This is a genomic window from Rhodococcus sp. T2V (assembly GCF_029269925.1).
GTDB classification, from domain to species: Bacteria; Actinomycetota; Actinomycetes; order Mycobacteriales; family Mycobacteriaceae; genus Rhodococcus_F; species Rhodococcus_F koreensis.
The window spans coordinates 96,648-122,768 of the sequence record NZ_JARJBD010000005.1; the positions used below are offsets into that span (position 1 = coordinate 96,648).

Sequence of the window (26,121 nt, forward strand, 5' to 3'; positions counted from 1 at the left end):
TGTCGTTACTTTTCCTTATTTCGATCCCGGGAGTCCAACGAGAAACGGGTTCGACCCACGTTCGGCGCCGACGGTGCTCGAACCGCCGTGCCCGGGGAGGACCGCCGTGTCGTCGGCCAGGACCAGAAGCTTGTCGGCGATGGACTGCAGCAACTGTTCGTGGTTGCCGCCGGGCAGGTCGCTCCGGCCGATCGATCCCTGGAACAGCGTGTCACCGGTGAGGGCGATCTCGACGGGGCCGTTCTCGGTGACGACCCGGGTGCGGAACACCACGGACCCCTGCGTGTGCCCGGGGGTGTGGTCGACGGCGAACGACATCCCGGCCTGCTCGATCACGTCGCCGTCGGCCAGTTCGATCACCTCGCCGGGCTCGACGAACGTCATGCCCTCGATGAACGGTTTCATCGTCGGGCCGATGCCGCGGCCGGGGTCCGACAGCATGTAGCGGTCCTCGGGGTGGATGTACGCGGGGATCCCGAACTTCTCGCAGACGTCGTAGGCGTTCCAGACGTGGTCGAGGTGTCCGTGGGTCAGCAGCACCGCCGTCGGGGTCAGATTCGACTGGTCCAGGAACTCGAACAGCGGTTCGGCGGCATCCTGTCCTGGGTCGACGACGACGCATTCCGGGGCATCGTCCTGCGCGAGGATGTAGCAGTTGGTCTGAAACATCCCGGCCGGGAATCCTGTGACGAGCACGCGCGACGCTCCTGTTCGAGTGGTCATTGCAGTCGCTACAGCCTAAGCCGCCGCCCCGCCAGGATGTTCTCAGGTTCGGATGGCAGACTCTGGAGGTCGTGTGCCGGGGGCAGTTCGCACCGGCCAACTGCCCTATCGACCGACTTCCAGCCAGACCGACACGGGAGGACCACCGCAGTGCCGAGCAACGAGCAGCGCCGGGAAGCAGCGAAACGAAAGCTCGAGCGTCAGCTCGAACGCCGCGCCGACAGAGCACGCAAGCGTAAGCAGCTGACCATCGCCGGTTCGGTGCTCGGTGTCGTGCTCGTGGTGGCCGCCGGCGCCGTCGTCTTCTCCCTCACCCGCGGCGACGACGAGGCGACGGAGGCATCGGCGGCGGAGTCGGTGTCGGCGTCACCGCAGTCGCCCGGTGTGATGCCCGCAGGCCGGTCCGAACCGCTGCCCGAGAAGGTGTCCTGCACGTACACCCCCGACAGTCAGCCGCCGGCGAAGCAGGTGAACCCGCCGCGCACCGACGAGATCGACACCACGCTCCGGGAAGTCAGCGTCAGCATGCAGACGACGCAGGGAAACATCGGTCTGGTCCTGGACAACGCCGACTCCCCCTGCACGGTCAACAACTTCCTGAGCCTGGCGAGTCAGAACTACTTCGACAACACCCCTTGCCACCGGCTCGTCACGTCCGAGGGACTGAAGGTCCTGCAGTGCGGCGACCCCACCGGCGCGGGCACCGGCGGTCCGGGCTACGGGTTCGCCAACGAATTCCCCACCGACCAGTACGAGGCGTCGGATCCGGCGCTGCAGGTTCCGGTGACGTACCCGCGCGGCACGATCGCGATGGCCAACAGCGGGCAGCCCGACAGCAACGGCAGCCAGTTCTTCCTCGTCTACGCCGACTCGCAGCTCCCCCCGCAGTACACCGCGTTCGGGAAGGTCGACGAGACCGGTCTCGCCACCATCGAGAAGGTGGCGGCGGCCGGTGACGACGGATCGATGCAGGCCGGCGGCGGCAAGCCGAACCTGCCCATCGACATCACGTCCGTCCGGATGGACTGACGTCTCGTGTGAGGATGGACCGATGAAACGCACCTCGATTCTCGTCGCAGGCGTGAGCCTCGCGGTCCTCCTCGCCGGCTGTTCGGATTCGTCCGACTCCGGCGGCTCGTCGACCGGCACCTCGTCGAAGGCGGCCGCCACGAGCGCGGCGGAGCAGTCGCTCGACCTGTCCAAGTTCGGCACGCTCCCCGCGGTCCCGGCTCCCGCCGCGGCCACCGTCGACTGCACCTACCCGGCGGGGCGGCCCGCCGTCAAGGACGTCACCCCGCCGCCCACGTCCGGTGTGTCCACGGTGGGCACGGTTCCCGTCGATCTCCAGACCAGCGCCGGACCGATCGGCCTGGTCCTGGACCGCGCCGAGGCCCCGTGCACGGTGAACAGCTTCACGAGCCTGGCGCAGCAGGGGTACTTCGACGACACCCCCTGCCACCGGCTGACGACCGAAGTGGGTCTGCAAGTGCTGCAGTGCGGCGACCCGAGCGGGGCGGGCACCGGCGGCCCGGGCTACGGATTCGACACGGAGTACCCGGAGACCGCGTTCGCGCCGAACGATCCGGCACTCGCGAATCCGGTGGTCTACCCCCGCGGCACCGTCGCGATGGCCAACAGCGGGCAGCCCGGCAGCAACGGCAGCCAGTTCTTCCTCGTCTACGCCGACTCGGTGCTCCCGCCCAACTACACCGTCTTCGGTTCGATCTCCGAGGAGGGCCTCGCGACCGTCGAGAAGATCGCGGCGGACGGCGACGACGGATCCATGTCCGCAGGCGGCGGCAAGCCCAACACCCCGGTGCAGATCGAGACCGCGAAGGTCGGCTGACCCCGCACCCGACCGCACGAACGGGACGGTCGTTCGATCTACTCGAACGACCGTCCCGTTCGTCGCCGGGGACGACCGCTAGGCGGCGGACGTCACCCGGTACACGTCGTACACGCCCTCGACGTTGCGGACCACGTTCAGCACGTGCCCGAGGTGCTTCGGGTCGCCCATCTCGAACGTGAACTTACTGATCGCCACCCGGTCGCCGGACGTCGTCACCGACGCCGACAGGATGTTGACCTTCTCGTCCGCGAGCGCCTTCGTCACGTCCGACAGCAACCGGTGCCGATCGAGCGCCTCGATCTGAATGGCCACCAGGAACACCGACGACGGGGACGGCGCCCACTTGACCTCGATGATCCGCTCCGACTGCTCCTGCAGGGAGCCGGCGTTGGTGCAGTCGGTGCGGTGGACGCTGACCGCGCCGCCCCGGGTCACGAAGCCCATGATCTCGTCGCCGGGAACGGGTGTGCAGCACTTGGCGAGTTTGGCAACCGTGCCCTCCGCGCCGGGAACCAGCACACCCGCGTCGCCGGTGCTCCGCGGACGCATCGGCATGGTCGACGGGGTGGACCGCTCGGCCAGCTCCTCCTCGACGTCGCCGACCCCGCCCAGATGGGCCACCAGACGCTGAACGACGTGCTGCGCCGACACGTGACTCTCACCGACCGCCGTGTACAGCATCGACACGTCGGTGTAGTGCAGTTCGTGTGCGATGGACGCCATCGACTCGGCGTTCATCAGGCGCTGCAGCGGCAGGCCGACCCGCCGCACCTCCTTCGCGATAGCGTCCTTGCCCGCCTCGAGCGCCTCTTCGCGGCGTTCCTTGGCGAACCACTGCCGGATCTTCGTCTTGGCGCGCGGCGACACGGCGAACGTCTGCCAGTCGCGGCTCGGACCGGCGTTGACGGCCTTGGAGGTGAAGACCTCCACCACCTCGCCGTTCTCGAGCTTGCGTTCGAGCGCCACCAGCCTGCCGTTGACCCGGGCGCCGATACAGCGGTGCCCGACCTCCGTGTGCACCGCATACGCGAAGTCGACGGGTGTCGACCCGGCGGGCAAGGTCACCACGTCGCCCTTGGGGGTGAAGACGAAGATCTCCTTGACCGCGAGGTCGTAGCGCAGCGACTCCAGGAACTCCCCCGGGTCGGCGGCCTCACGCTGCCAGTCGAGGAGCTGACGCATCCACGCCATGTCGTCGACCTCGGCGACGTCACCGGAGTGCCTGCCCTTGGTCTCCTTGTACCGCCAGTGCGCGGCGATGCCGAACTCCGCGGTCCGGTGCATGTCGTGGGTGCGGATCTGCACCTCGAGGGGTTTGCCCTCCGGTCCGACGACGGTGGTGTGCAGCGACTGGTAGACGCCGTAGCGCGGCTGCGCGATGTAGTCCTTGAACCGGCCGGCCATCGGCTGCCACAGCGAGTGGACGACACCGACGGCCGCGTAACAGTCGCGGACCTCGTCGCACAGGATCCGCACCCCGACCAGGTCGTGGATGTCGTCGAAGTCGCGGCCTTTGACGATCATCTTCTGGTAGATCGACCAGTAGTGCTTGGGCCTGCCCTCGACGACCGCGTTGATCCGCGACGCGGTCAAGGTCGCGTTGATCTCCGCGCGGACCTTCGCCAGGTAGGTGTCGCGGGACGGCGCCCGGTCGGCGACGAGCCGCACGATCTCGTCGTACTTCTTGGGGTGGAGGATCGCGAAGGACAGGTCTTCGAGTTCCCATTTCACGGTGGCCATACCGAGCCGGTGGGCCAGCGGCGCGATCACCTCGAGCGTTTCGCGGGCCTTGCGGGCCTGCTTCTCGGGTGGCAGGAACCGCATGGTCCGCATGTTGTGGAGCCGGTCGGCCACCTTGATCACCAGCACGCGCGGATCGCGGGCCATCGCGATGATCATCTTGCGGATGGTCTCGCCCTCGGCGGCGTTGCCGAGCACCACCTTGTCGAGTTTGGTGACGCCGTCGACGAGGTGCGCGACTTCTTCGCCGAACTCGTCGGTCAGCTGGTCGAGGGAGTAGCCGGTGTCTTCGACGGTGTCGTGGAGCAGGGCCGCGACCAGGGTGGTCGTGTCCATCCCCAGTTCGGCGAGGATGCTGGCGACGGCGAGCGGATGCGTGATGTACGGGTCGCCCGACTTGCGGCGCTGGCTGGCGTGCCGTTCCTCGGCCACGTCGTAGGCGCGCTGCAGGAGCGCCAGGTCCGCCTTGGGGTAGAGCTCGCGATGCAGACTTACGAGGGGTTCGAGAACCGGCCGGATGGTCGTGTTCCGCTGACCTGTGATGCGCCTGGCGAGTCGCGCTCGTACCCGGCGCGATGCGGACGCCGGAACGGCGAATCCCTGTGCTCCACGGTTGTTACCGGAAGCCGGGTTCGCTGCAGGTGACTCGGCATCGGATTGCGCAGACGCGGGGGTTCCCGTGTTCTGCGACCGATCAAGATTCGAAGTCATGCCGTCACCTCCTACCACTGAAATGGCTCGGGCTCTGGGGCCCTGGTTGGTCTCGGGCATGCGCCCCGGTGGCCGTGACGACCACCAGGCCCAACTTTAGTACTCAGACTGTGACGAGGGACGTGAGCGGGTACTTTCCGAGGCGCTCCCGGCCGCCCAGCGCAGCGATCTCCAGGACCACGGCGATGCCGATCACGCGGGCACCTGCGGATTCCACGAGCCGCGCCGTCGCGTCGAGGGTGCCGCCGGTGGCGAGGACGTCGTCGACGACGAGCACCGAGCGTCCCTGCAGGCCGATCGATCCGGCCGGGATCTCCAGCGTGGCCGTTCCGTATTCGAGGGTGTACGACTGCGACAGCACGGGCGGCGGCAGTTTGCCCGACTTCCGCACGGCCACCACACCGGATCCCAGCTCCCGGGCGACGCCGCCGCCGAGGAGGAACCCCCGCGCGTCGACGGCGGCGATCACCTCCGCCGCCGGCGCGCACGCGGCGAGCGCGTCGACGACGACGCGGAAACCGTCGGCGTCGGAGAAGACGGGCGTCAGATCGGCGAACCGCACGCCGGGTTGCGGGAAGTCGTCGGCCCACCGGGTGAGCCGGGTGACGGCGTCACGGGCCGCGGAATGATCGATCACCGGCGCAGAACCCACCTGTCCATGTTCCACCCGGCGCCCGACACAGTCGGATTGACCGTTCCCGCCTGCAGACCCGACGCGAACGCGACGGTCCGCGGCTGGTCGGACAGCGGCACCGTCGGCATGTCCGACCAGAGGATGTTCTCGGCCTCCGTCGACAGCGACAGCTGGGTGGCGGTCGAGTCGTCGACGGCGAGCTGATCGACGATCTGGTCGACGCGACTGTTGCTGTAGTCGCCGAAGTTCGATCCGTTTCCGCTGCGGAGAGCGTACATCGCGGTGGTGGCCGCGGCCGTGCCTGCCGCACCGGGGGCGGACGCCGTCCCCGCGAGCACCACGTCCACCTGCCCGCCGCGCAGCATCGACGGTGTGAACTCCGGCGAGGCGACGTCCTGCACGGTGATCCCGGCCGGCGCGCATGCCGCTGCGACCGCGGACACGATGTCGGCGCGCCGCGGGTTCGGACCCAGGTATCCGATCCGGACGGTCGCCGACGTGTTGTCGGTGTCGGCGAGCGCGGCGGTGGCCGCCGCCGTGTCCGCCGTCTCGTACCGGCCGCCGACAGCGCCGGCAACCGACTGGTGGACGAGACTGTCGGGTGCGGTGACCCGGGTGTCGACCGGACCGCCGGAGCCGGCGCCGTCCGCGTCCGGTTCCGCGGCGAGCCCGAATTTCGTCGCCAGCTCGTCGCGGGGCAGGCAGGCCGCGAACGCCCGCCGTCCCGCCGCGTTCTCGAACAGCCCCGAGGTGGACAGGACGAACTGCTCGACGCTGCGGGAGGCAACCTCGGTCACGTCGAACCCGCCGAGGTCCAGGTCCGGCGCCGATCCCGCGGCGACGTCGACGACCTCGACCGCACCGTCACCGATCCGCGCGCTGATGTCGGAAGACTTGGGCCACACCACGATCCGGGACGTGGCGGGGCGGTTCCCCCACCAGCGGTCGTTGGCCACCAGCACCAGACCCTCGTCCGCGGAGAACGATTCGACCTTGTAGGGGCCGGACGCCGGGAACAGCGCGAGGTCGAGGTCGCCCGGTGTCATCGTCCATCCGGAGTTCCAGAAGTCCGCGACGCGCGTGAGGGCCGCGGTGTCCGAATTCTGCACGGCGGACACGATGTCGGGGACGCCGGTGGCAGTGGCGACGACGTGCGCCGGCATCATCGACGTCGCACCGAACAGCGACTTCCAGTCGGTGACGTTCCGTCCCCCCTTGAACGTGACGACGGCATCCTTCGCACCGGTCTGGCAGTCGATCCGGTCGATGTCCGTGTAGCCGGCGGTACTCGCCGCATCGAACATCGGGACGGTCGCGCCCTGGTCGTTCCGGCGGGTGAAGCGGCCGCTGTTCGCCGCCCAGGTGAGCACCAGGTCGTCGCAGGACATCGGGACGCCGTCGGAGTAGACGGAGTTGGGGTTCAGCTTGTACTGGATGGTGAGGGCGTCCCCGGGCATCGCGTTGGCGGTGCCGATGTCCGTGTCGGCCACCGGTCCGCCTTCGGGCCCGGTGTAGTTGAACCCGGGCAGGACCCGCGCGAACGCCTGACGCGCCCCCGACACCGCACCCGCGACGCTGTTCGCGTTGTAGGTGGTGACGGTGTTGTCGATGGCGTAGCCGATCGACGGGATCTGCTCGCCCTCCTCGGCGCATCCGACGAGGGTGCCTGCGAGGAGCACGGCCGCGAGGAGACCGGCACCCGGCACGGCCACCGTCCGGCCGCGTCGGGTGGGCGCACCGCGCCGGGTGCTGTGCGATGCGGGCATGTCAGTGCCTCTTCTTGTTGCGCTTCCCGGTGGGACGTGAGCCCGGAGCAGGTGCGGTCGACGCGGTTCGGGAACGCGGCACGGCCGCCTCCGGGGTGGATGCGGCAGCCGGCGCGCCGGCCTTCTGCGCTCCGCCTTCGGCCAGGGTCGCCCGTCGGGCGAGGACCTTCCGCGTGTGCGCGGCCACCGGACCCCACCGCTCCTTCAGGGTGACCAGCAAGGGTGTCGCGAAGAAGATCGACGAGTACGCACCGACGATGATGCCGACGAGCTGCACCAGCGCCAGGTCCTTCAGCGTTCCGACACCGAGCATCCACACCGCGACCACCATCAGCGCGAGCACCGGCAGCACGCTGATCAGTGTGGTGTTGATCGAGCGCATCAACGTCTGGTTGACCGCGAGGTTCGCCTGCTCGGCGTACGTGCGTCGGGTCAGGTGCAGAATTCCCCGGGTGTTCTCCTCGACCTTGTCGAACACCACCACCGAGTCGTAGAGCGAAAAACCGAGAATCGTCAACAGGCCGATGACGGTCGCCGGGGTCACCTCGAAGCCGACGAGCGAATACACACCGGCGGTGACGGCGATGTCGAAGAACAATGCGACGATCGCGGCGATCGCCATGTCGCGCTCGAACCGGACGGCGATGTACACACTGACGATCACGAGGAATACAAGCAGCGCGATCAGCGCCTTCTGGGTGATCTGCCCTCCCCACGTCTCGCTGACGTCGGCGACGCTGATCACGTTCTCGTTGACGGTGCCGTCACTGTCCTTCGGCTGGAACTCGTCGTACAGCGCGTTCTGCAGCTTCACCACCTGGGCCGCGTCGAGCGCCTCCGAGCGGATCTGCACGGTCGCACTCGAACCCGAGCCGACGGTCTGCACCGAGACGGGGTCCATTCCCAGCGCGTCGGAGTAGACGTTCTCCACCTGTGTGGTGTCGACCCCGTCGCCCGCGGGGAACTGGATCCGCGATCCACCCTCGAAGTCGATACCGAGGGTGAATCCGCGGAGGAGGATGCTCAGCAGCGAGATCAGCACGATCGTGCCGGTCAGGATGTAGTAGAAGCGGCGGCGGCCGACCACCTCGAAGGCGCCGGTTCCGGTGTACAGCCGGGACAGCCAGCTGTGCCGGGGCATCGATGTCTGGTTGACGCCCGAATCGGACAGCGAAGACTCGGGGTCCGTCTGCGACGCAGACTTGGACGACGTGGTCGATTCGCTCATACTCGTGACTCCTTCGCCGACGCTGCGGCAGCCTTGCGTTCCTTGGCGATCTGCTGCACGGCACCCAGTCCGTTGACGCCCGGCCTCGACCAGAACGGCGACTTCGAGGCCAGGTGGACCAGCGGCCACGTCACCAGGAACACGACGACGACGTCGAGAATGGTGGTCAGGCCGAGGGTGAACGCGAACCCGCGCACCTGGCCGATCGCGAGGATGTACAGCACCGCGGCGGCGATGAAGCTGACCGCGTTACCGGACAGGATGGTCCGGCGCGCACGCGCCCAGCCGCGCGGAACCGCGGACCGGAAACTGCGTCCCTCTCTCATCTCGTCCTTGATTCTCTCGAAGAACACCACGAACGAGTCGGCCGTCATGCCGATACCGATGATCAGACCGGCGATGCCGGCGAGGTCGAGGGTGAAGTTGATGTACCTGCCGAGCAGCACCATGATCGCGTAGACCATCACACCGGACAGGACCAGGGACAGCGCCGTGAGCACTCCGAGCATGCGGTAGTAGAGCAGGCAGTAGAGCAGCACCAGGACCAGACCCACCAGACCGGCGATGAGACCGGCCTGGAGCGAGGCGAGTCCCAGGGTCGCGGATACCGTCTCGGCCTCCGACGCCGCGAACGACAGCGGCAGCGAACCGTACTTCAGGGTGTTGGCGAGTTCCTTCGCGCTGTCCGCGGTGAACGAACCGGTGATCGACGTCGAACTGCCTGCGGGTGTCGCGCCCTGGACGACCGGCGCGCTCACCACCTTGGAGTCGAGTGTGAACGCGGCCTGCTTGCCGATGTTCTGCGACGTGAACGTGGCCCAGGTGTTGCTGCCCTCGGACTTGAAGGTCAGGCTCACCTCGTGCCGCGACTGCTGGGAGTTGTACCCGGACGTCGCGTCGGCGATCTCCTGGCCGTCGATGATCGCCGGTTCGAGCAGATACACGGCCTGACCGTCGGTGGAGCACGCGACCAGCGGCAGAGCCGGGTCGTCGTTGCCGCGCAACGGGTCGGGCACGCTGCAGTCGAGGGTCGCCATGGCCTGCTGCTGTACGGCGGGGTCGGTGCTCTGGCGCGTTGCCCGGGCGGCCGCGATCTCGTCGGCCGCCTCGGCGGTTTCGGTCCCGGACTCGTCGGTGGGCGCCGGTTCCGCCGTGGGGGCGGGCGCGGGTGACGTGGACGGGTCCTGTGCCGGGAACGGCCGGTTCTGCGGCGCGGGGGTCTCGGTTCCGGCGGGCGCCTGGGCCGGTGTCTCACCGGCGGCGGGCGCCTGCGTGCCGGGAGCGGCCGCGGCCTGCGACGTCTGGACGGGGCGGACGTACAACCGCGCCGTCTGGCCGAGCGACCGGGCCTGGGCGCTGTCGTCGCCGGGGACGGTGATGACCAGGTTGTCGCCGTCGATGACCACCTCGGAGCCGGACACGCCGAGTCCGTTCACACGGGTCTCGATGATCTCCTGCGCCTGCCGCAGGCTGTCCGGCGTCGGCTTGCTGCCGTCCGGGGTGCGTGCGGTGAGAGTGACTCGGGTCCCACCTTGCAGGTCGATGCCCAGCTTGGGTGTCGCGGACTTGTCGCCGGTGAAGAACACCAGGGCATACAGAACCGCCACGAGCACCGCGAAAACGGTGAGGTAGCGGACGGGATGCACCGATCCTGTGGAAGGTGCCACGATCTCTATGTCTCCTCAGTACGTGCAGTTCGGGTGGGAACGCTCACAGCGCACGGGGCCGGCGGACGCAGGGCTGTGCCCCGGTCACCGCGCCCGGGCGCCTGCGACGCGACGGTTGCGCGGGTGCCGCGCGGAAGCGCCGGTCAGTCCTTGTTCAGCCGCGGCGTGGTGTCGCCGCCGTTCTCACGATCCTCGCGCACGATGTCGGTGTCGGGGGCTTCGGTGCTGATCGACTCGTGGTCGATGGCACCGTCACCCTGCAGCGGGGAGTCGACGATCTGCTCGCGGACGACGAGACGCGACCACGTGGTGACCACGCCGGGAGCGATCTCGAGGTCGATCGTGTCGTCGCCGAGCGCGACGACGGTGCCGTGCAGACCGGCGGTCGTGAGGATGCGGTCGCCCACCGAGAGCGAGTCCTGCAGAACAGTCACCTTGGCCGCCTCCTTCTTCTGCCGGCGGATCCCCAGGAACATCGGGACGAGCAGCGCCAGAATCAGGAGCGGGAAGAGAAAATCCATCTGTAAGTCAACCTCGAGGTATGTCGCACGGTCCGAAGCACTGGTCCCGGTTGGACCGATGCAATACACCAGTGTGCCATCACCGGCCCGGACACCGGTTCGGTCGGCACGAGGCGGGCGTTTCTCCGGGAGTCGATCAGGGGTCTTCCGGATCGAACAGAGAGGCCTGCGGTTCGTTGACGCGGACCTCGATTCCGCCGGTCACGGCGTCCGGCGGCGGGGTCAGGCCCAGTTGCATCCACGCGGCCGCGGTGGCGACACGGCCGCGGGGTGTGCGCGCGATCATTCCGGCGCGGACGAGGAACGGCTCACACACCTCCTCGACAGTGGCGGGCTCCTCACCCACCGCGACCGCCAGGGTGGACACCCCGACCGGGCCGCCGCCGAAGCTGCGCACCAGGGCGCTGAGGACGGAACGGTCGAGGCGGTCGAGTCCCAGCTGGTCGACGTCGTACACGGCGAGGGCGGCGTGCGCGATCTCGCGGGTGACGACGCCGTCCGCGCGAACCTCGGCGTAGTCGCGGACGCGGCGGAGCAGGCGGTTCGCGATACGGGGTGTGCCCCGGGACCGACTCGCGATCTCGGCGCCGGCCTCCTCGCCGAGTTGCACCCCGAGGATGCCCGCCGACCGCAGGAGGATCTGCTGCAGCTCCGCCGGTTCGTAGAAGTCCATGTGGGCGGTGAACCCGAACCGGTCGCGTAGCGGCCCGGTGAGCGCCCCCGAGCGGGTGGTGGCCCCGACCAAGGTGAACGGCGCGACCTCCAGCGGTATGGAGGTGGCGCCGGGACCCTTGCCGACCACGACGTCGACCCGGAAGTCCTCCATCGCGAGGTAGAGCATCTCCTCCGCCGGACGGGCGATGCGGTGGATCTCGTCGATGAACAGCACGTCGCCCTCGACGAGATTGCTCAGCATGGCGGCCAGATCGCCGGCGCGCTCGAGCGCCGGACCCGACGTCAGTCTCAGCGAGGAACCCAGTTCGGCGGCGATGATCATCGCCATGCTGGTCTTTCCCAGCCCGGGCGGGCCGGAGAGCAGGATGTGGTCGGGGGTGCCGCCGCGCATCTTGGCGCCGGTCAGGACGAGTTGCAACTGCTCCCGGACCCGCGGCTGCCCGATGAAATCGTGCAGGTTCTTCGGCCGCAGGCTGGCCTCGATGTCGCCGTCACCGGCGACGAGATCGGCCGAAACCGGGGACTCGTCGTCATAGTCGCCGCCGGGTTCGGGATTCATCTGGACTTCCCGAGCAGGGACAGGGCGGAGCGCAGCGCGGACGAGGTGGTCGACTCGGGGGCCTCGGCGAGGACGGAGTCGGTGGCCTGTTCGGCCTGCTTGGCCGGGAAGCCCAGCCCGACGAGCGCCTCGACGATCTGATCGCGGATCGATCCGCCGCCGCCCGCGCCGAGCGGCACCGCCCCGGACGTGGACGCGACCGCGTCGACCTTGTCGCGCAGTTCGACGACCATCCGCTCCGCCCCGCGCTTGCCGATGCCGGGCACCCGGGTGAGTGCCGTGACGTTGCCCTCGGCGAGCGCGGCCCGCAACGCCTCGGGTTCGAGGACGGCGAGTGTCGCCATCGCCAGGCGTGGACCGACACCCGACACCGTCTGGAGCAGCCCGAACAACTCCTTGGACTCGGAGTCGGGGAACCCGTACAGCGTCATCGAGTCCTCGCGGACGATCATCGCCGTGACCAACCGGGCCTCGGTTCCCCGCTGCAGCCCGCCGAGGGTGGCCGGGGTCGCGTTCACGCGATATCCCACTCCCGCGGATTCGATCACCGCATGGTCGAGGGCGATCTCGAGCACCTCGCCACGGACGGACGCGATCATCGTGTACCTGCCTTCTTCACTTCGGCCAGCCGGGCCTGGTAGCGACGTTTCTGTTCGGCGGCCGCGGCTTCGGCGCGGGCCATGCGTTCGATCATCGGCGCCCGCCAGCAATGGCAGATCGCCAGGGCCAGCGCGTCCGCGGCGTCGGCCGGTTTGGGCGCGGCCGCCAACTTGAGGATGCGTGTCACCATCGCCGTCACCTGAGCTTTGTCGGCCGATCCGCTTCCGGTGACGGCCGCCTTGACCTCGCTGGGGGTATGGAAACACACGGGGATGCCGCGGCGCGCGGCGGCGAGGGCGACGACGCCGCCCGCCTGCGCGGTGCCCATCGCGGTGCGGACATTGTGCTGGGAGAACACCCGCTCGATCGCCACGACCTCCGGCCGGTGCAGATCGATCCACGATTCGGCGGCCTCGGAGATCCGCAACAGCCGGGACGACAATTCGAGGTCTGCCGGGGTTCGGACCACGTCGACGGCCACCGGGGTGACGGTGCGGCCGTTGCCGCCGTCCACCACTCCGAATCCGCACCGGGTCAGACCGGGATCCACACCCAGCACACGCACGCACAGCCACCTCTCCCACGCCGAACAGCTGTTCGATAGCTTAGCCGTGGGGTCGGACGTGCCGACGGACCAACACGCAGGACGCGACGGGGCGGGCGAGCACCGCTCCCCCGCCCCGAGCCACGTCTCGTGCGATCAGCCGTCGAGCTCCGCGAGCACCTCGTCGGAGAGGTCCACGTTGGTGTAGACGTTCTGCACGTCGTCGGAATCCTCGAGCGCGTCGACGAGCTTGAACACCTTGCGGGCACCGTCCGCGTCGACCGGGACCTCGACGGATGCTCGGAAGTCCGCCTCGGCGGAGTCGTAGTCGATTCCCGCCTCCTGCAGAGCGCTGCGGACGGCCACGAGGTCGGTGGGCTCGCTCACGATCTCGAACGTCTCGCCGAGGTCGGTGACCTCTTCGGCGCCGGCATCGAGGACGGCCATCAGCACGTCGTCCTCGGTCTGGTCGCCCTTCTCCAGGGTGACGACGCCCTTGCGCGTGAAGAGGTAGGACACCGAGCCCGGGTCGGCCATGTTTCCGCCGTTGCGGGTCATCGCGGTCCGCACCTCGCCGGCCGCACGGTTGCGGTTGTCGGTCAGGCACTCGATGAGGACGGCCACGCCGTTGGGTCCGTAGCCCTCGTACATGATGGTCTGCCAGTCGGCGCCGCCCGCTTCTTCACCGGCGCCGCGCTTGCGGGCGCGCTCGATATTGTCGTTGGGGACCGACGTCTTCTTGGCCTTCTGGATGGCGTCGTACAGGGTGGGGTTTCCCGCAGGGTCGCCACCGCCGGTACGGGCCGCCACCTCGATGTTCTTGATCAGCTTCGCGAAGGCTTTGCCACGCTTGGCATCGATCACAGCCTTCTTGTGCTTGGTGGTGGCCCATTTGGAGTGGCCGCTCATGCGATTCAAGCCCCTTTCCTGCTGCTTTTGGCACGCCGAATGCGCGGTTTCAGCTTTGACGATGTTACCCGCAGCCCGGCCGCCCCTGCGCTATCCCGGGGTAACAACTCGCAATAGTCACCATTGTTTGCATATAATGCAAACAATGGTGATGCGAGTCGACCACAGCTCCGGCACCCCACTGGGCGAACAGATCGCCGCCAATGTGCGCGGTGCGTTCCTGCGCGGCGAGATCGGCGCGGGCGACCGGCTGCCCTCCGCCCGGGCACTGGCCGAGTCCATCGACGTCAACCTCCACACGGTGCTGCGCGCCTACGCCACCCTCCGCGACGAGGGGCTGATCGACCTCCGCCGGGGCCGGGGCGCGGTCGTCCGCGCCGACACGGACCCGATTCGTACCGGATTGACCGAAGCCGCACGCACTTTCGTCGCCGAGGCACGGCGCCTCGGACTCGACACCGAACAGATGCTCGACGTGATCAAGGAGACCACCGAACGATGACGACCTCCCGCACGCGCCTCCTCGCCGCGACCTCGGCGGTACCCCTCCTCGCCCTCGTGATCGCGAGACTCGCGTGGGGCGGCGATCTGCCGCCGGTGGTGGCCGGCCACTGGTCCGGCAGCCGACCCGACGCTTTCACCGACACGACCACCTACTTCTGGATCGCCCTCGCCGTCTGAGCGATCGCCGCGGGCACCGCCGGCGTCGTCGCGGCCCGGATCCGCACCGACGCCGCGCTCTGGCTCCCCGTCACCGTCGACGGCGCCGCCCAGGGTGCGGCGCTCCTCAACTCGCTCGCCGCACCCCGTCCGGCGGGTCAGGGATCGGGAGAGATGCCCTAGACCCCGCGGACGATGTCGACGAACAACTCGTGCACTCGCCGGTCCCCCGTGACCTCCGGGTGGAACGACGTCGCCACCACGGAACCCTGCCGCACGGCGACGATGCGTCCGGCGGCAGCGCCACCCGACTCGGGCACCCGGGCGAGGACCTGGACGTCGTCGCCGACGCGCTCCACCCACGGGGCCCGGATGAACACTGCCCGCATCGGGTCGCCGACGATCCCTTCGAATTCGAGGTCGGACTCGAAGGAATCGACCTGACGGCCGAATGCGTTGCGGCGCACGGTCATGTCGATGGCGCCGAGGTGCTGGGCGTCGGGCCGGGTGTCGAGGATCTCGCTCGCGAGGAGGATCATCCCGGCGCAGGACCCGTAGGCGGGCAACCCGTCGCGCAGGCGGGCCTTCAGCGGCTCGAGCAGTTCGAAGATCTGCAGCAGCTTGCTCATCGTCGTCGACTCACCGCCCGGGATCACCAGACCGTCGATCTTCTCGAGCTCCTCCGGGCGACGGATGCCCACGGCATCGGCGCCCGAATCATTCAGTGCGGCAAGGTGTTCACGGACGTCGCCCTGCAGGGCGAGTACTCCGACGAGGGGGCGGGTCATGCCATGTTTCCTGTCTCGATGTCGCGCTGGTCCTGATCGCGCTGGATGCGGGTCAACCCCTCCTGCACCACGGCGGCGACCATGGTGCCGTTCCGGTCGAACATGCGGCCCTGGGTGAGGGCGCGGCCGAAGCCGGCGGAGGGTGAGGTCTGGTCGTAGAGCAGCCACTCGTCGGCGCGGAACGGGCGCAGGAACCACATGGCGTGGTCGAGCGACGCGGTCTGGGTCACCACTCCCGGGTGCGGGACCTTCGACGCGCCGAGGAGCGTCATGTCACTGAGGTAGGCGAGGGTGCAGATGTGGAAGACCTGATCGTCGGGCAGCTTGTTTCTGTAGCGCATCCACACGCGTTGCTGTGCGGCGATTCCGGGAGTCTTCCTGGTGCAGTCGGCCGGAACGATACGGACGTCCCATTCCTTCCATTCCCGGTAGAGATCCGTGGCGGCCATCTCCTCGACGGTCTGTGCGTCGACGAGCTCTTCGGGCTCGGGGACCGACGGCATCGTGTCCTGGTGCTCGATGCCCTCGTCCTGAGAGTGGAACGACGCCGACATGGTGAAGATCGCCTTGCCGTCCTGGATGCCCGTGACCCGCCGGGTGCAGAAGGACCGGCCGTCCCGGATCCGGTCGACCAGGTACACGGTGGGTTCCGCCGGATTTCCGGGGCGCAGGAAGTACCCGTGCAGAGAGTGCACCTCGAATCTCTCGTCGACGGTGCGGACGGCGGAGACGAGCGACTGACCGGCGACCTGCCCGCCGAACGTCCGCTTCAGCACGGACGGATGAACCGACCCGCGGAAGATGTCCTTCTCCAGCGCTTCGAGTTCGAGAATGTCCTCGATGCTCGCCATCCGCCCTCCTTCTGTGCCTGGTCAAGGTTATCCGCCCGGTTCGGGCTCGAGGCACCATGGGTGCCATGACGATGTTCACACCGACGAGCCCGGACGGTCTCGTCGCGCTCGTCACCGAACGTTGTCTCGCGCTGGACGGCACCGCCGTCGTCGCGATCGATGCCCCCGACGCCGCGCGGCCGCTGCCCCTCGCGGAAGCGATCTGCGCGTCGCTGCGCGAACAGGGCCGGCCCTGCGACGTCGTGTCCGTCCACGACTACGTCCGGCCGGCCTCCCTGCGGTTCGAGCACGGACGCGACGACGAACTCAGCTACCGCACGCTCTGGTTCGACTACGACGCACTGAACCGGGAGGTGGTGCGGTCGGTCCGCACCGACCGCCGGTGGTTGCCGCGACTGTGGGACGAGGCCGAGGATCGCTCCGCCCGCTGTGCCCGCGTACCCGCGGCCGACGGGCAGGTGCTTCTCGTGACGGGCCCGATGCTGCTCGGCCGGGACCTCGACTTCGACGTCACCGTGCACCTCCACCTGAGTGAAGGGGCCCTGCTGCGCGGTACCCCGGCCGATCAACGATGGACCGTGCCCGCGCTGCTGCGCCGCGCCGCCGACGTCACCGCCGAACCCGACCTGCTGGTGCGGTACGACCATCCGCCGAAACCCGCGGTCCGGGCGGGCCGCTGAACCCGGTCACGTCGTGCGCAGGAACCGGGTCAGCCCTTCCTGCACCACGGCGGCGACCAGGTTCCCCTTCCGGTCGAAGATGCGCCCCTGTGCGAGCCCCCGGCCGAAGCCGGCGGACGGTGACGTCTGGTCGTACAGCAGCCATTCGTCGGCCCGGAACGGGCGCAGGAACCACAGGGCGTGATCGAGTGAGGCACTGTCGATCTCGACACCGGGATGCGGAGTCATCGCGGAACCGATGAGCGTCATGTCGCTCATGTACGCCAGCGCGCAGACATGGAAGACGGGGTCGTCGGGCAGCGTCCGGCGGGACCGGAACCACGCCTGCTGCTGCGCGGCCGCACCGCGGATGCGGTCGACCTCCCCGTGTCCGACGATCCGGATGTCCCAGTCGGACCACTCCCGGGCCAGCCAGGCGATCTCCGGGTCTTCGGACTCGCTGGCGAACGGTAGCGAATCGGGAGGCGGCACCACCGGCATCTCGTCCTGGTGCTCGATGCCCGCGTCGTCGACCTGGAAGGACGCCGACATCGTGAAGATGGCCTGGCCGTCCTGCACGGCGCTGACCCGCCGGGTCACGAACGAGCGGCCGTCCCGGATCCGGTCCACGAGGTACACGATCGGCATCGCGGGATTGCCGGGACGGAGGAAGTAGCCGTGCAGCGAATGCACCGCGAACCGGGGTTCGACCGTGCGGACCGCCGCCACCAGTGCCTGACCGGCCACCTGCCCGCCGAAGGTGCGGGGAAGCATGGTCTCGGTCGCTATGCCCCGGAAGATGTTCTCCTCGAGGCGTTCCACTTCCAGGATCTCTTCGATCGTCGCCATCCACGGCCCCTTCCGATGCTCGTCCGCTGACACTCTCCCACGGGCCCGCGCACCGGGCCGCACCGCACGGGCCCCGGTGGGGGCCACGTGCGGTGCGAGCGGAGGAACAGCGCCGGGAGCGCCGACGCTCGATCAGTGATCGAGCGCGGGGATCACCAGCCGCGTTCGGCGAGCCGGTGCGGGACGGGGATGTCGTCGACGTTGATGCCGACCATCGCCTCGCCCAGCCCGCGGGACACCTTCGCGAGGACGTCCGGGTCGTCGAAGAACGTGGTCGCCTTGACGATCGCCGCGGCGCGCTCGGCCGGGTTGCCCGACTTGAAGATGCCCGACCCGACGAACACGCCCTCCGCACCGAGCTGCATCATCATCGCCGCGTCCGCCGGGGTGGCGATGCCACCGGCGGTGAACATGGTGACCGGCAGCTTACCGGCCTTGGCGACCTCGACGACCAGGTCGTACGGGGCCTGCAGCTCCTTGGCCGCCACGTACAGCTCGTCCTCGCTCAGCGACGTCAGCCGGCGGATCTCCCCGCCGATGGTGCGCATGTGGGTGGTCGCGTTGGACACGTCCCCGGTGCCGGCCTCACCCTTCGAGCGGATCATCGCCGCACCCTCGGTGATCCGGCGCAGGGCCTCACCCAGGTTCGTGGCACCACAGACGAACGGAACCGTGAACTTCCACTTGTCGATGTGGTTGGCGTAATCGGCCGGCGTCAGGACCTCGGACTCGTCGATGTAGTCGACACCGAGCGACTGCAGGATCTGCGCCTCGACGAAGTGCCCGATCCGAGCCTTGGCCATCACCGGGATCGACACCGCCGAGATGATGCCGTCGATCATGTCCGGGTCGCTCATCCGGGACACGCCGCCCTGGGCGCGGATGTCCGCGGGCACCCGCTCGAGTGCCATCACCGCGACGGCACCGGCGTCTTCGGCGATCTTCGCCTGGTCGGGGGTGACGACGTCCATGATGACCCCGCCCTTCAACATCTCGGCCATGCCGCGCTTGACGCGCGCCGTACCGGTGGTGGGGGTGGTGTCGGGGGTGCTCACAGCGAACTCCTGAGGTGTGGCGTGGATTGATTGCGATAGCGGCATGCGTGAGCGAGAACGTTTCACGCTGCAGTACCCGATTCTAGGACGAACGCCAGTCCACTTCCGTAGCCAGTCCGCGATTGCTGGCTTTCTCCGGACCTGCGGTCGGCTCAGGTGATCGCGCGCACCTCGGGGTCGTCGGCGGCAACTGCGACCGCTTCTGCCTCGTCGAGGAGATCCGCGAGGTCGTGCGGGTATACGGCTTCGCCCGCCGCCGCCAGTTCCCGCACCGTGTCCGCGGTGCACCACCGGTGACCGGTGATGGTGCGGCTCTCGAGTTCGGTGAAGCCGCCGTGATGCGGCTCGAACCCGTCGGTGCGCAATGCGAAGAACAGCTCCTCGGACCGGATGAGCTGCCCGTTCCAGGAGAAGATCGCCACCCGACGCCACATCGGTCCGCGCAGCGACTCGGGTGATGCGGTGTGCCCGGTCTCCTCGGCGATCTCCCGGACCGCCGCCGCCCGCAGGTTCTCGCCCTTCTCGACGGCGCCACCGATCGTGAACCAGTAGTAGATGTCGGGGACGGTGGGGTCGTGTCCCCGCAGCAGCAGCACCCGGCCGTCACCGTCGAGCAGCACCACCCGGGCGGACGTCCGGACAGAGTCGAGGGACAGTCCCTCGGTGACCGCGGCGGCGGACGAGCGTTCGGTGATCTCGAAGTACGTCGGCAGCGGGGCCGTGCCCCCGAGGTGCAGCCATCTGACGGGCCGCCGGGTGCGCAGGGCGAGCGTGTCGCGGACGGCGTCGTTGTGGAATCGGCGGGCGATCAGCACCCGCGCCTCGGCGTCGGCGAGTTCCGCCACCAGCTGGGGGCGCAGGGTGTCCGGGTCGAGCGACGAGAGTGCGCTGGACAACGCGTTCTCGGCGATCTCCCGGTCGGCCCGGTCCGCTCGTTCGGCCCTGGCCGCCAGCGCGGCCAGCGACCTGCCCTCGGGTGGGTCCATCGCCGCGGCCGCCGCACGGACGACCACCGCCCGGCGGGCGAGTGCGGCGTCGAGGGCCTGCCAGGACAGGTCGGAGCGGACGTGCAGGCGGTCGAGGCGGTTGGCCGTGCCGTACGCCCACAGGCCGATCGCGAGGACGACGGCCGCGACCAGCGCGAGAACCAGGATCGTGAGGGCGGAGAGCGTCACGAGCCGACCTCCCGCACGCCGTCGCGGCCGACGGTGACCGTCTCGTAGACACGCAGGATCTGCTCGGCCACCACCGGCCAGTCGTATTCGGTGACCACCGTGCGACCGACGTCGGTGAGCGCGGTGCTGCGCTCGGGGTCGCCGAGCACCGAGTCGATCCCGGCGGCGAGCGCCGCCGCGTCCCCCACCGGCACCAGCACGCCCGCCTGCCCGTCCCGCAGGACCCGGCGAAATGCGTCCAGTTCACTCGCGACGACGGCGGCTCCGGCGGCCATCGCCTCCACCAGCACGATGCCGAAGCTCTCACCGCCGAGGTTGGGGGCGCAGTACACGTCGGCGCTCCGCAGCGCCGACGCCTTCTCTGCGTCGTCGACTTGGCCGAGCAGACGCAGATGCCCGAACACCGGGCCCGCCTCGCGGCGCAACTTGTCCTCGTCGCCGCGGCCGACCACCAGCACCTCGAGATCGGGATACTTCTCCACCAGCGCGGGCAGCGCCTTCAGGAGCACGGCCATGCCCTTGCGTGGCTCGTCGTAGCGGCCGAGGAAGAGGATGGTCTTGCCGGGGCGCGGATAGCCGGGCAGCGGTTCGGCGTTCGCGAACGCCGGGACGTCGACGCCGTTGGGGATTTCGACGGCGTCGGAGCCGAGCGATTCCACCTGCCAGCGCCGCGCAAGTTCCGATACCGCGATGCGCCCGCTGATCTTCTCCAGGTACGGCTGGAGCACGCCCTGAAACGTGCTCAGCACCAACGACTTCGTGGTCGAGGTGTGGAACGTCGCCACGATGGGCCCCTCCGCCACCCGCATGGCGAGCATCGACAGGCTCGGCGCGTTGGGCTCGTGGATGTGCAGGACGTCGAAGTCGTTGTCCGAGATCCACCGCCGGACCCGGGCACTCGCGGCTGGGCCGAAACTCAGCCGGGCCACCGAACCGTTGTAGGGAATCGCGAGGGCGCGTCCCGCCGACACGACGAAACCGGGCAGGTCGACGTCGTCGGACGCCGGCGCCAGGACGCTCACCTTGTGCCCGCGCTCGATCAGGACCTCCGCGAGGTCGACGACGTGCGCCTGCACTCCGCCCGGGACGTCGAACGAGTACGGGCAGACCATGCCGATCTTCACGAGTTCTCCAACCGGGAGAGCCTCGCCTGAGACAGGTCGGACAGCCACAGCGGCTGAAGCATGTGCCAGTCCTCGGGATGTGCGGCGATGTTGGCCTCGAACCGGTCCGCCAGGGCCTGGGTCGCCGCGGCCACTCCCGCGGTCGTGTCGATCGGCGGGTCGATGCGGAAACCCCACCCGCCGTCGGTGAACCAGCAGTGCACCGGCAGCAGCGGCGCACCGGTGTCGATCGCCAGCTTGGCGGGACCGGCGGGCATGCGGGTCGGTTCCCCGAAGAACGTCACCGGGACACCCTTCTTCGCCAGGTCGCGTTCACCGAGGAGGCACACGATGCCGTTGTCCCGCAACCGCTCCGACAGTTCCACGAACGGGGGGTGCTCACCGCCGCTGAGCGGGAAGATCTCGAAGCCGAGGCCTTCGCGGTAGTCGACGAACCGCTGGTACAGCGATTCGGGTTTCAGCCGTTCGGCGACCGTGGACAGGCCACCCCAGTGCTGGGCGCACCACACACCGGCCATGTCCCAGTTGCCGCTGTGCGGAAGTGCGAGAATCGCGCCCCGGCCGGCTTCCTTCGCCGCGTCGAGGTGTTTCTGACCCTCGATCAGCTCGTCGAGGGCGGCGCCGGTCTTCACCAGGTCCATCGACGGCAGCCGGAACGCCTCCCGCCAGTACCGTGCGTAGGACCGCATCGACGCCCGCATCAGGGCATCCGGCACCTCGGCGGGGGTCACGCCCAGCACCCGGGCGAGGTTGCGGCGCAACTGGTCCGGGCCGCCGCTGCGGACGGCGAAGTCGGCTCCCCTGTCGAACAGGGTGACCGCGGCCTTCTCGGGCAGTGCACGCACCAGCCGCCAGCCGGCCGCGTACCCCAGGTCGCTGAGGCGTTCGGACACGCCGCTCACTGCACGGTCGCCTGTCCGTCTTCCGGCGTCGGATCTGCGGGCGGCAGGGGCAGCACGTCCCGCGCCCCCGGCGACCGGCGGACCGCCAGAACCCGCTGGAACACGGTGATCACGCTGCCCGCCGACAGCAACCACATCGCGACGTGCACGGCCCACGGCACTCCGAGCCCGGTGACGCCGGCGCCGACGAGCACGATGATCAGCCGATCGGGCCGTTCGATGAGGCCGCCGTCGGCGGACAGTCCGCTCGCCTCGGCGCGCGCCTTGGCGTACGAGATCACCTGCGAGGTGACGAGGCACAGCAGCGTCGCGATCAGCAGCGGCTTGCTGCTCTCGTGGTAGACGGCCCACCAGGCGAGGCCGGCGAAGATCGCGCCGTCGGCCACTCGGTCGCAGGTGGCGTCGAGGACGGCGCCGTACCGGGTTCCGCCGCCCCGCGCGCGTGCCATCGCGCCGTCCAGCATGTCGAACATCACGAACAGCCAGATGAACATCGCTCCCCAGAACAGATGCCCGCTGGGAAACAGCGTGACGGCTCCCGCCACGGTCGCGACGGTGCCGATGACGGTGACGGAATCGGGGGTGAGCCCGGTCTTGACCAGGGCCTTCCCCAGCGGCGCCGTCACCTTGGACACCGATGCCCGCCCGAAGAAGCTCAGCACCTCTCCACCCCGTTCTTCACTTCCCGACAGGAACCCCGAACGCGTGAGTCAGCGACTCGCGCGTCATTCATCTATCGCGTCATTCATTCCAGGCCTTCGCCAGCAGCCCCCGGGTCTCGCGCAGCAATTGCGGCATGACCTTGACCCCGGCGAGGACCGTGATGAAGTTCGCGTCCCCGCCCCAGCGCGGAACGATGTGCTGATGCAGGTGCTCGGCGAGCGAACCACCCGCCGCCGCACCGAGATTGAGGCCGACATTGAAACCGTCCGGCCGCGACACCCGCTTGATCACGCGCAGCGCCTGCTGTGTGAACGACATCAGCTCGGCGCTCTCCTCTTCCGTCAGGTCTTCGAGCGCCGCGACCTTGCGGTAGGGAACCACCATCAGGTGCCCCGGGTTGTATGGGTACAGGTTGAGCACCGCGTACACGTGTTCCCCGCGGGCGACGATCAGCCCGTCCTCGTCGTCCATCTTCGGGATGTCGATGAACGGCTCGTTCGGGGTGTCCCGCGACTTCGGCGTCTCGGCGATGTACGACATGCGGTGCGGCGACCAGATCCGCTGAAGGTGATCGGGCTCGCCGGGTCCGCGGTCGACCAGGCGGCCGGGGCCGCCGAGCATCTCGTCGGCCGTCAGGTCGTCACCTCCGGTCATGTGCGTCACCCTTCCTGACCGGATTGCAGCAGTTCCGCGGTCGGCGAGGCGTTCTCGCGGCGGCCGATCCACTCGGTGACGATGCGCACGGCGTCGTCCACGGACACCCCGTTGACCTGGGTGCCGTCGCGGAATCGGAAGCTGACCGCGCCGGCTTCGACGTCGCGCGCACCCGCCAGCAGCATGAACGGCACCTTCTGCGCCGTGTGGTTGAAGATCTTCTTCTGCATGCGGTCGTCGCTCGCGTCGACCTCGGCACGGACACCGGCGGCCTTCAGCCGCTTCACCACGTCGAAGAGGTGATCGGCGAACGCCTCGGCCACCGGGATGCCGACCACCTGGACGGGCGCCAGCCAGGCGGGAAACGCACCCGCGTAGTGCTCGGTGAGCACACCGAAGAACCGTTCGATGGAGCCGAACAGGGCCCGGTGGATCATCACCGGCCGCTGCTTGGTGCCGTCGTTGGCGGTGTATTCGAGATCGAACCGCTCGGGCAGGTTGAAGTCGAGCTGAATGGTCGACATCTGCCAGGTGCGCCCCAGGGCGTCCTGCACCTGCACCGAGATCTTCGGGCCGTAGAACGCGGCGCCGCCCGGATCGGGAACGAGGTTCAGCCCCGACGACTCCGCGACCTCGGCGAGCGTCGCCGTCGCTTCCTCCCACACGGCGTCGTCGCCGACGAACTTGTCCGGGTTCTTGGTGGACAGCTCGAGGTAGAAGTCGTCCAGTCCGTAGTCCTTCAGCAGGCCGAGGACGAACTGCAGGGTGGTCGCCAGTTCGTCGCGCATCTGCTCGCGGGTGCAGTAGATGTGCGCGTCGTCCTGCGTCATGCCGCGCACGCGGGTCAGTCCGTGGACGACACCCGACTTCTCGTACCGGTACACCGAACCGAACTCGAAGAGCCGCAACGGCAGTTCGCGGTACGACCGTCCGCGGGAGCGGAAGATCAGGTTGTGCATCGGGCAGTTCATCGGCTTGAGGTAGTAGTCCTGGCCCGGCTTGCGCACGGTGCCGTCCTCGTTCAGTTCCTCGTCGATGTGCATCGCGGGGAACATGCCGTCGCGGTACCAGTCCAGGTGACCCGACACCTCGTAGAGGTGGCCCTTGGTGATGTGGGGGGTGTTGACGAACTCGTACCCCTCCTCGACGTGGCGCTTGCGGGAGTAGTCCTCCATCTCGGTGCGGATGATCCCGCCCCGGGGATGGAACACGGGCAGTCCCGAGCCGAGCTCGTCGGGGAAGCTGAACAGGTCGAGTTCCGACCCCAGCTTGCGGTGGTCGCGGCGCTCGGCCTCGGCGAGCAGTTCCAGGTGCTGCTCCTGCGCCTCCGCCGACTCCCACGCGGTGCCGTAGATGCGCTGGAGGTCGGCGTTGTCCTGGTTGCCGCGCCAGTACGCCGCCGAGCTGCGGGTGAGCTTGAACGCGGGGATGTGCTTGGTGGTGGGAATGTGCGGGCCGCGGCACAGGTCACCCCACACCTTCTCGCCGGTCCGCGGGTCCAGGTTGTCGTAGATGGTGAGCTCGTTGCCGCCCACCTCCATGATCTCCGGATCGTCGATTCCCGACTTGTCGTCGATGAGTTCGAGCTTGAAGGGCTCGTTCGCCAGTTCGGCGCGCGCCTCCTCCAGCGAGTCGACGACGCGGCGCGAGAACCGCTGCGATCCCTTGACGATCTTCTTCATCCGCTTCTCGAGGTTCGCGAGGTCCTCGGGAGTGAAGGGGCGTTCGACGGCGAAGTCGTAGTAGAAGCCGTCCTTGATCGGCGGGCCGATGCCGAGTTTGGCCTCGGGGAATTCCTGCTGGACGGCCTGCGCGAGCACGTGCGCCGCCGAGTGGCGGATGACGCTGCGGCCGTCGTCGGTGTTCGCCGCGACCGGTTCGACCTCGACGTCGGCGTCGGGCACCCAGGACAGGTCCTTGAGCTGGCCCTCGGCGTCACGGACCACGACGACGACGTCCGGGCCCTTGCTCGGGTAGCCGGCCTCCCGAACCGCTGTACCGGCCGTCGTCCCCGCGGGCACCCGGACGAGGGTGGCTGGGGCGGCGGATGCGGGGGTGCTCACGGCGATGTTCTCCTAGGTGAGGTGTGCGGTGCAGACATGGTGAATGTGCCAGCCCATGTTATCGGCCCAGCAGTGACACCCAATCATGCGTCCGGCTAGAGCGGGCTCTCCAGCCACGGGTAGTCGAGGCCGATCCACGTCCCGACGAGCCCGAACGTCCCAAGCAACCACAGCGTGGCGAGGACGACGGCACACGTCAGCAACGCGCCCGCCCCCTTGACCACCAGCGACTGCCGCGAGAACCAGTCCATGAACTTGTCGTAGCGCTGCCGCGCGTAGTGCAGCAACCGGTGCGCCCACGCGAACTCGGACGCGAGGATGCCGAGCCCCGCGAATACGATCAGCCAGCCGGGGCCGGGGTACGGGATCGCGACGATCCCGGCGGCGAGCACGAGAACGCCGATCACCCCCACCACGATGCGGTACGCCAGGTTGAGGCTCGGGCGCGCGGCGACGTGTGCCCGCCACCGGCGCCAGCGGCTCTCCGCTTCCTGGAACGGGGAGAGATCCGAGTCGTCCACATCCCTGTTCTCGGGCGCGGGTCCCGGTCGA

At 68.9% G+C, this 26,121-nt stretch carries 27 protein-coding genes; 5 read left to right on the plus strand and 22 right to left on the minus strand.

The window, feature by feature from the left end; translation table 11 throughout:
* Window positions 1-15: 15 nt before the first annotated feature.
* A complete protein-coding gene (locus P3H15_RS06555; protein ID WP_174705493.1) occupies window positions 16-696 on the minus strand; it encodes an MBL fold metallo-hydrolase in 681 nt (226 codons plus the stop codon).
* A 177-nt stretch (window positions 697-873) separates the two neighbouring features.
* On the opposite strand from P3H15_RS06555, the gene P3H15_RS06560 reads away from it, so the two are divergent.
* Entirely contained in the window at window positions 874-1,752 is an 879-nt protein-coding gene (locus tag P3H15_RS06560) for a peptidylprolyl isomerase (protein WP_072942228.1), read from the plus strand.
* A gap of 22 nt (window positions 1,753-1,774) precedes the next feature.
* Entirely contained in the window at window positions 1,775-2,569 is a 795-nt protein-coding gene (locus P3H15_RS06565) for a peptidylprolyl isomerase (protein ID WP_276136500.1), read from the plus strand.
* Window positions 2,570-2,647: 78 nt separating this feature from the next.
* Here the strand turns inward: P3H15_RS06565 and P3H15_RS06570 are convergent, their stop codons facing one another.
* The 10 genes from P3H15_RS06570 to P3H15_RS06615 all read right to left on the minus strand — a co-directional run bounded on the left by P3H15_RS06570 (window position 2,648) and on the right by P3H15_RS06615 (window position 14,126).
* Window positions 2,648-5,023 carry a bifunctional (p)ppGpp synthetase/guanosine-3',5'-bis(diphosphate) 3'-pyrophosphohydrolase gene (locus P3H15_RS06570; RefSeq protein WP_072942231.1) on the minus strand — a complete coding sequence of 792 codons (2,376 nt, stop codon included), beginning with the start codon at window positions 5,021-5,023 and terminating at the stop codon, window positions 2,648-2,650.
* Between the two features lie 103 nt (window positions 5,024-5,126).
* Window positions 5,127-5,660: an adenine phosphoribosyltransferase gene (locus tag P3H15_RS06575; RefSeq protein ID WP_276136628.1), complete on the minus strand. Its 534-nt coding sequence runs from the start codon at window positions 5,658-5,660 to the stop codon at window positions 5,127-5,129.
* A complete protein-coding gene (locus tag P3H15_RS06580) occupies window positions 5,657-7,423 on the minus strand; it encodes an ABC transporter substrate-binding protein (RefSeq protein ID WP_276136501.1) in 1,767 nt (588 codons plus the stop codon). Before P3H15_RS06580 ends, P3H15_RS06575 begins: the two co-directional genes overlap by 4 nt.
* Before the next feature lies 1 nt (window position 7,424).
* Window positions 7,425-8,651: a protein translocase subunit SecF gene (gene secF / locus P3H15_RS06585; RefSeq protein WP_276136502.1), complete on the minus strand. Its 1,227-nt coding sequence runs from the start codon at window positions 8,649-8,651 to the stop codon at window positions 7,425-7,427.
* Complete coding sequence (gene secD / locus P3H15_RS06590) at window positions 8,648-10,318, minus strand: protein translocase subunit SecD (RefSeq protein ID WP_072942238.1); 1,671 nt, start codon at window positions 10,316-10,318, stop codon at window positions 8,648-8,650. Before secD ends, secF begins: the two co-directional genes overlap by 4 nt.
* 143 nt (window positions 10,319-10,461) lie before the next feature.
* Window positions 10,462-10,839, minus strand: coding sequence for a preprotein translocase subunit YajC (gene yajC, locus P3H15_RS06595; protein WP_276136503.1), 378 nt, complete (start codon window positions 10,837-10,839; stop codon window positions 10,462-10,464).
* Between the two features lie 136 nt (window positions 10,840-10,975).
* Complete coding sequence (gene ruvB / locus P3H15_RS06600; RefSeq protein WP_276136504.1) at window positions 10,976-12,073, minus strand: Holliday junction branch migration DNA helicase RuvB; 1,098 nt, start codon at window positions 12,071-12,073, stop codon at window positions 10,976-10,978.
* Window positions 12,070-12,672, minus strand: coding sequence for a Holliday junction branch migration protein RuvA (gene ruvA / locus P3H15_RS06605; protein ID WP_276136505.1), 603 nt, complete (start codon window positions 12,670-12,672; stop codon window positions 12,070-12,072). The genes ruvB and ruvA overlap by 4 nt, the downstream gene beginning before the upstream one ends.
* The gene (ruvC, locus tag P3H15_RS06610) at window positions 12,669-13,238 is read right to left on the minus strand and encodes a crossover junction endodeoxyribonuclease RuvC (RefSeq protein ID WP_087555889.1); all 570 of its coding nucleotides are present in this window, start codon (window positions 13,236-13,238) and stop codon (window positions 12,669-12,671) included. The genes ruvA and ruvC overlap by 4 nt, the downstream gene beginning before the upstream one ends.
* A gap of 135 nt (window positions 13,239-13,373) precedes the next feature.
* Window positions 13,374-14,126, minus strand: coding sequence for a YebC/PmpR family DNA-binding transcriptional regulator (locus P3H15_RS06615; RefSeq protein ID WP_276136506.1), 753 nt, complete (start codon window positions 14,124-14,126; stop codon window positions 13,374-13,376).
* Between the two features lie 145 nt (window positions 14,127-14,271).
* Between P3H15_RS06615 and P3H15_RS06620 the strand changes: the two genes are divergently transcribed.
* Together P3H15_RS06620 and P3H15_RS06625 are read left to right on the plus strand one after the other, a co-directional pair.
* Window positions 14,272-14,628 (plus strand): GntR family transcriptional regulator, encoded by a 357-nt coding sequence (locus tag P3H15_RS06620; RefSeq protein ID WP_276136507.1) that lies wholly within the window; start codon window positions 14,272-14,274, stop codon window positions 14,626-14,628.
* Entirely contained in the window at window positions 14,625-14,807 is a 183-nt protein-coding gene (locus P3H15_RS06625; RefSeq protein ID WP_276136508.1) for a hypothetical protein, read from the plus strand. The genes P3H15_RS06620 and P3H15_RS06625 overlap by 4 nt, the downstream gene beginning before the upstream one ends.
* Window positions 14,808-14,965: 158 nt before the next feature.
* On the opposite strand, the gene pdxT is transcribed toward P3H15_RS06625, so the two are convergent.
* Entirely contained in the window at window positions 14,966-15,574 is a 609-nt protein-coding gene (gene pdxT / locus P3H15_RS06630) for a pyridoxal 5'-phosphate synthase glutaminase subunit PdxT (RefSeq protein WP_087555886.1), read from the minus strand.
* Window positions 15,571-16,425 carry an acyl-CoA thioesterase II gene (gene tesB / locus P3H15_RS06635; protein ID WP_276136509.1) on the minus strand — a complete coding sequence of 285 codons (855 nt, stop codon included), beginning with the start codon at window positions 16,423-16,425 and terminating at the stop codon, window positions 15,571-15,573. The genes pdxT and tesB overlap by 4 nt, the downstream gene beginning before the upstream one ends.
* A gap of 56 nt (window positions 16,426-16,481) precedes the next feature.
* On the opposite strand from tesB, the gene P3H15_RS06640 reads away from it, so the two are divergent.
* Complete coding sequence (locus tag P3H15_RS06640; protein WP_276136510.1) at window positions 16,482-17,105, plus strand: hypothetical protein; 624 nt, start codon at window positions 16,482-16,484, stop codon at window positions 17,103-17,105.
* A 6-nt stretch (window positions 17,106-17,111) separates the two neighbouring features.
* Here the strand turns inward: P3H15_RS06640 and P3H15_RS06645 are convergent, their stop codons facing one another.
* The 9 genes from P3H15_RS06645 to P3H15_RS06685 form a co-directional block, all read right to left on the minus strand.
* The gene (locus P3H15_RS06645) at window positions 17,112-17,933 is read right to left on the minus strand and encodes an acyl-CoA thioesterase II (protein ID WP_276136511.1); all 822 of its coding nucleotides are present in this window, start codon (window positions 17,931-17,933) and stop codon (window positions 17,112-17,114) included.
* A 152-nt stretch (window positions 17,934-18,085) separates the two neighbouring features.
* Window positions 18,086-18,988, minus strand: coding sequence for a pyridoxal 5'-phosphate synthase lyase subunit PdxS (gene pdxS, locus P3H15_RS06650; RefSeq protein WP_015890540.1), 903 nt, complete (start codon window positions 18,986-18,988; stop codon window positions 18,086-18,088).
* 152 nt (window positions 18,989-19,140) lie between these two features.
* Window positions 19,141-20,163, minus strand: coding sequence for an NUDIX domain-containing protein (locus P3H15_RS06655; RefSeq protein WP_072942263.1), 1,023 nt, complete (start codon window positions 20,161-20,163; stop codon window positions 19,141-19,143).
* A complete protein-coding gene (locus P3H15_RS06660) occupies window positions 20,160-21,287 on the minus strand; it encodes a glycosyltransferase family 4 protein (protein WP_276136512.1) in 1,128 nt (375 codons plus the stop codon). Before P3H15_RS06660 ends, P3H15_RS06655 begins: the two co-directional genes overlap by 4 nt.
* On the minus strand, window positions 21,284-22,189 hold the full coding sequence (locus P3H15_RS06665; protein ID WP_276136513.1) for a phosphatidylinositol mannoside acyltransferase: 906 nt from the start codon (window positions 22,187-22,189) through the stop codon (window positions 21,284-21,286). The genes P3H15_RS06660 and P3H15_RS06665 overlap by 4 nt, the downstream gene beginning before the upstream one ends.
* Window positions 22,186-22,851, minus strand: coding sequence for a phosphatidylinositol phosphate synthase (pgsA, locus tag P3H15_RS06670; protein ID WP_276136514.1), 666 nt, complete (start codon window positions 22,849-22,851; stop codon window positions 22,186-22,188). The genes P3H15_RS06665 and pgsA overlap by 4 nt, the downstream gene beginning before the upstream one ends.
* Window positions 22,852-22,930: 79 nt before the next feature.
* On the minus strand, window positions 22,931-23,506 hold the full coding sequence (locus P3H15_RS06675) for an HIT domain-containing protein (RefSeq protein WP_072942269.1): 576 nt from the start codon (window positions 23,504-23,506) through the stop codon (window positions 22,931-22,933).
* A 5-nt stretch (window positions 23,507-23,511) separates the two neighbouring features.
* Complete coding sequence (gene thrS, locus P3H15_RS06680; protein WP_276136515.1) at window positions 23,512-25,569, minus strand: threonine--tRNA ligase; 2,058 nt, start codon at window positions 25,567-25,569, stop codon at window positions 23,512-23,514.
* Between the two features lie 95 nt (window positions 25,570-25,664).
* Complete coding sequence (locus P3H15_RS06685) at window positions 25,665-26,090, minus strand: TIGR02611 family protein (RefSeq protein ID WP_072942273.1); 426 nt, start codon at window positions 26,088-26,090, stop codon at window positions 25,665-25,667.
* Between the last annotated feature and the right edge of the window lie 31 nt (window positions 26,091-26,121).

Excerpts from the sequence above, each read along its gene's own strand:
- P3H15_RS06570 (WP_072942231.1), bottom strand. The coding sequence starts at position 5,023 with ATGACTTCGAATCTTGATCGGTCGCAGAACACGGGAACCCCCGCGTCT.
- pdxT (WP_087555886.1), bottom strand. The coding sequence starts at position 15,574 with ATGACCCGCCCCCTCGTCGGAGTACTCGCCCTGCAGGGCGACGTCCGT.
- secF (WP_276136502.1), bottom strand. The coding sequence starts at position 8,651 with ATGAGCGAATCGACCACGTCGTCCAAGTCTGCGTCGCAGACGGACCCC.
- P3H15_RS06640 (WP_276136510.1), top strand. The coding sequence starts at position 16,482 with ATGGGTGCCATGACGATGTTCACACCGACGAGCCCGGACGGTCTCGTC.
- P3H15_RS06625 (WP_276136508.1), top strand. The coding sequence starts at position 14,625 with ATGACGACCTCCCGCACGCGCCTCCTCGCCGCGACCTCGGCGGTACCC.
- P3H15_RS06675 (WP_072942269.1), bottom strand. The coding sequence starts at position 23,506 with ATGACCGGAGGTGACGACCTGACGGCCGACGAGATGCTCGGCGGCCCC.
- P3H15_RS06620 (WP_276136507.1), top strand. The coding sequence starts at position 14,272 with ATGGTGATGCGAGTCGACCACAGCTCCGGCACCCCACTGGGCGAACAG.
- ruvA (WP_276136505.1), bottom strand. The coding sequence starts at position 12,672 with ATGATCGCGTCCGTCCGTGGCGAGGTGCTCGAGATCGCCCTCGACCAT.
- P3H15_RS06645 (WP_276136511.1), bottom strand. The coding sequence starts at position 17,933 with ATGGCGACGATCGAAGAGATCCTGGAAGTGGAACGCCTCGAGGAGAAC.
- tesB (WP_276136509.1), bottom strand. The coding sequence starts at position 16,425 with ATGGCGAGCATCGAGGACATTCTCGAACTCGAAGCGCTGGAGAAGGAC.
- yajC (WP_276136503.1), bottom strand. The coding sequence starts at position 10,839 with ATGGATTTTCTCTTCCCGCTCCTGATTCTGGCGCTGCTCGTCCCGATG.
- P3H15_RS06615 (WP_276136506.1), bottom strand. The coding sequence starts at position 14,126 with ATGAGCGGCCACTCCAAATGGGCCACCACCAAGCACAAGAAGGCTGTG.
- P3H15_RS06565 (WP_276136500.1), top strand. The coding sequence starts at position 1,775 with ATGAAACGCACCTCGATTCTCGTCGCAGGCGTGAGCCTCGCGGTCCTC.
- P3H15_RS06580 (WP_276136501.1), bottom strand. The coding sequence starts at position 7,423 with ATGCCCGCATCGCACAGCACCCGGCGCGGTGCGCCCACCCGACGCGGC.
- ruvB (WP_276136504.1), bottom strand. The coding sequence starts at position 12,073 with ATGAATCCCGAACCCGGCGGCGACTATGACGACGAGTCCCCGGTTTCG.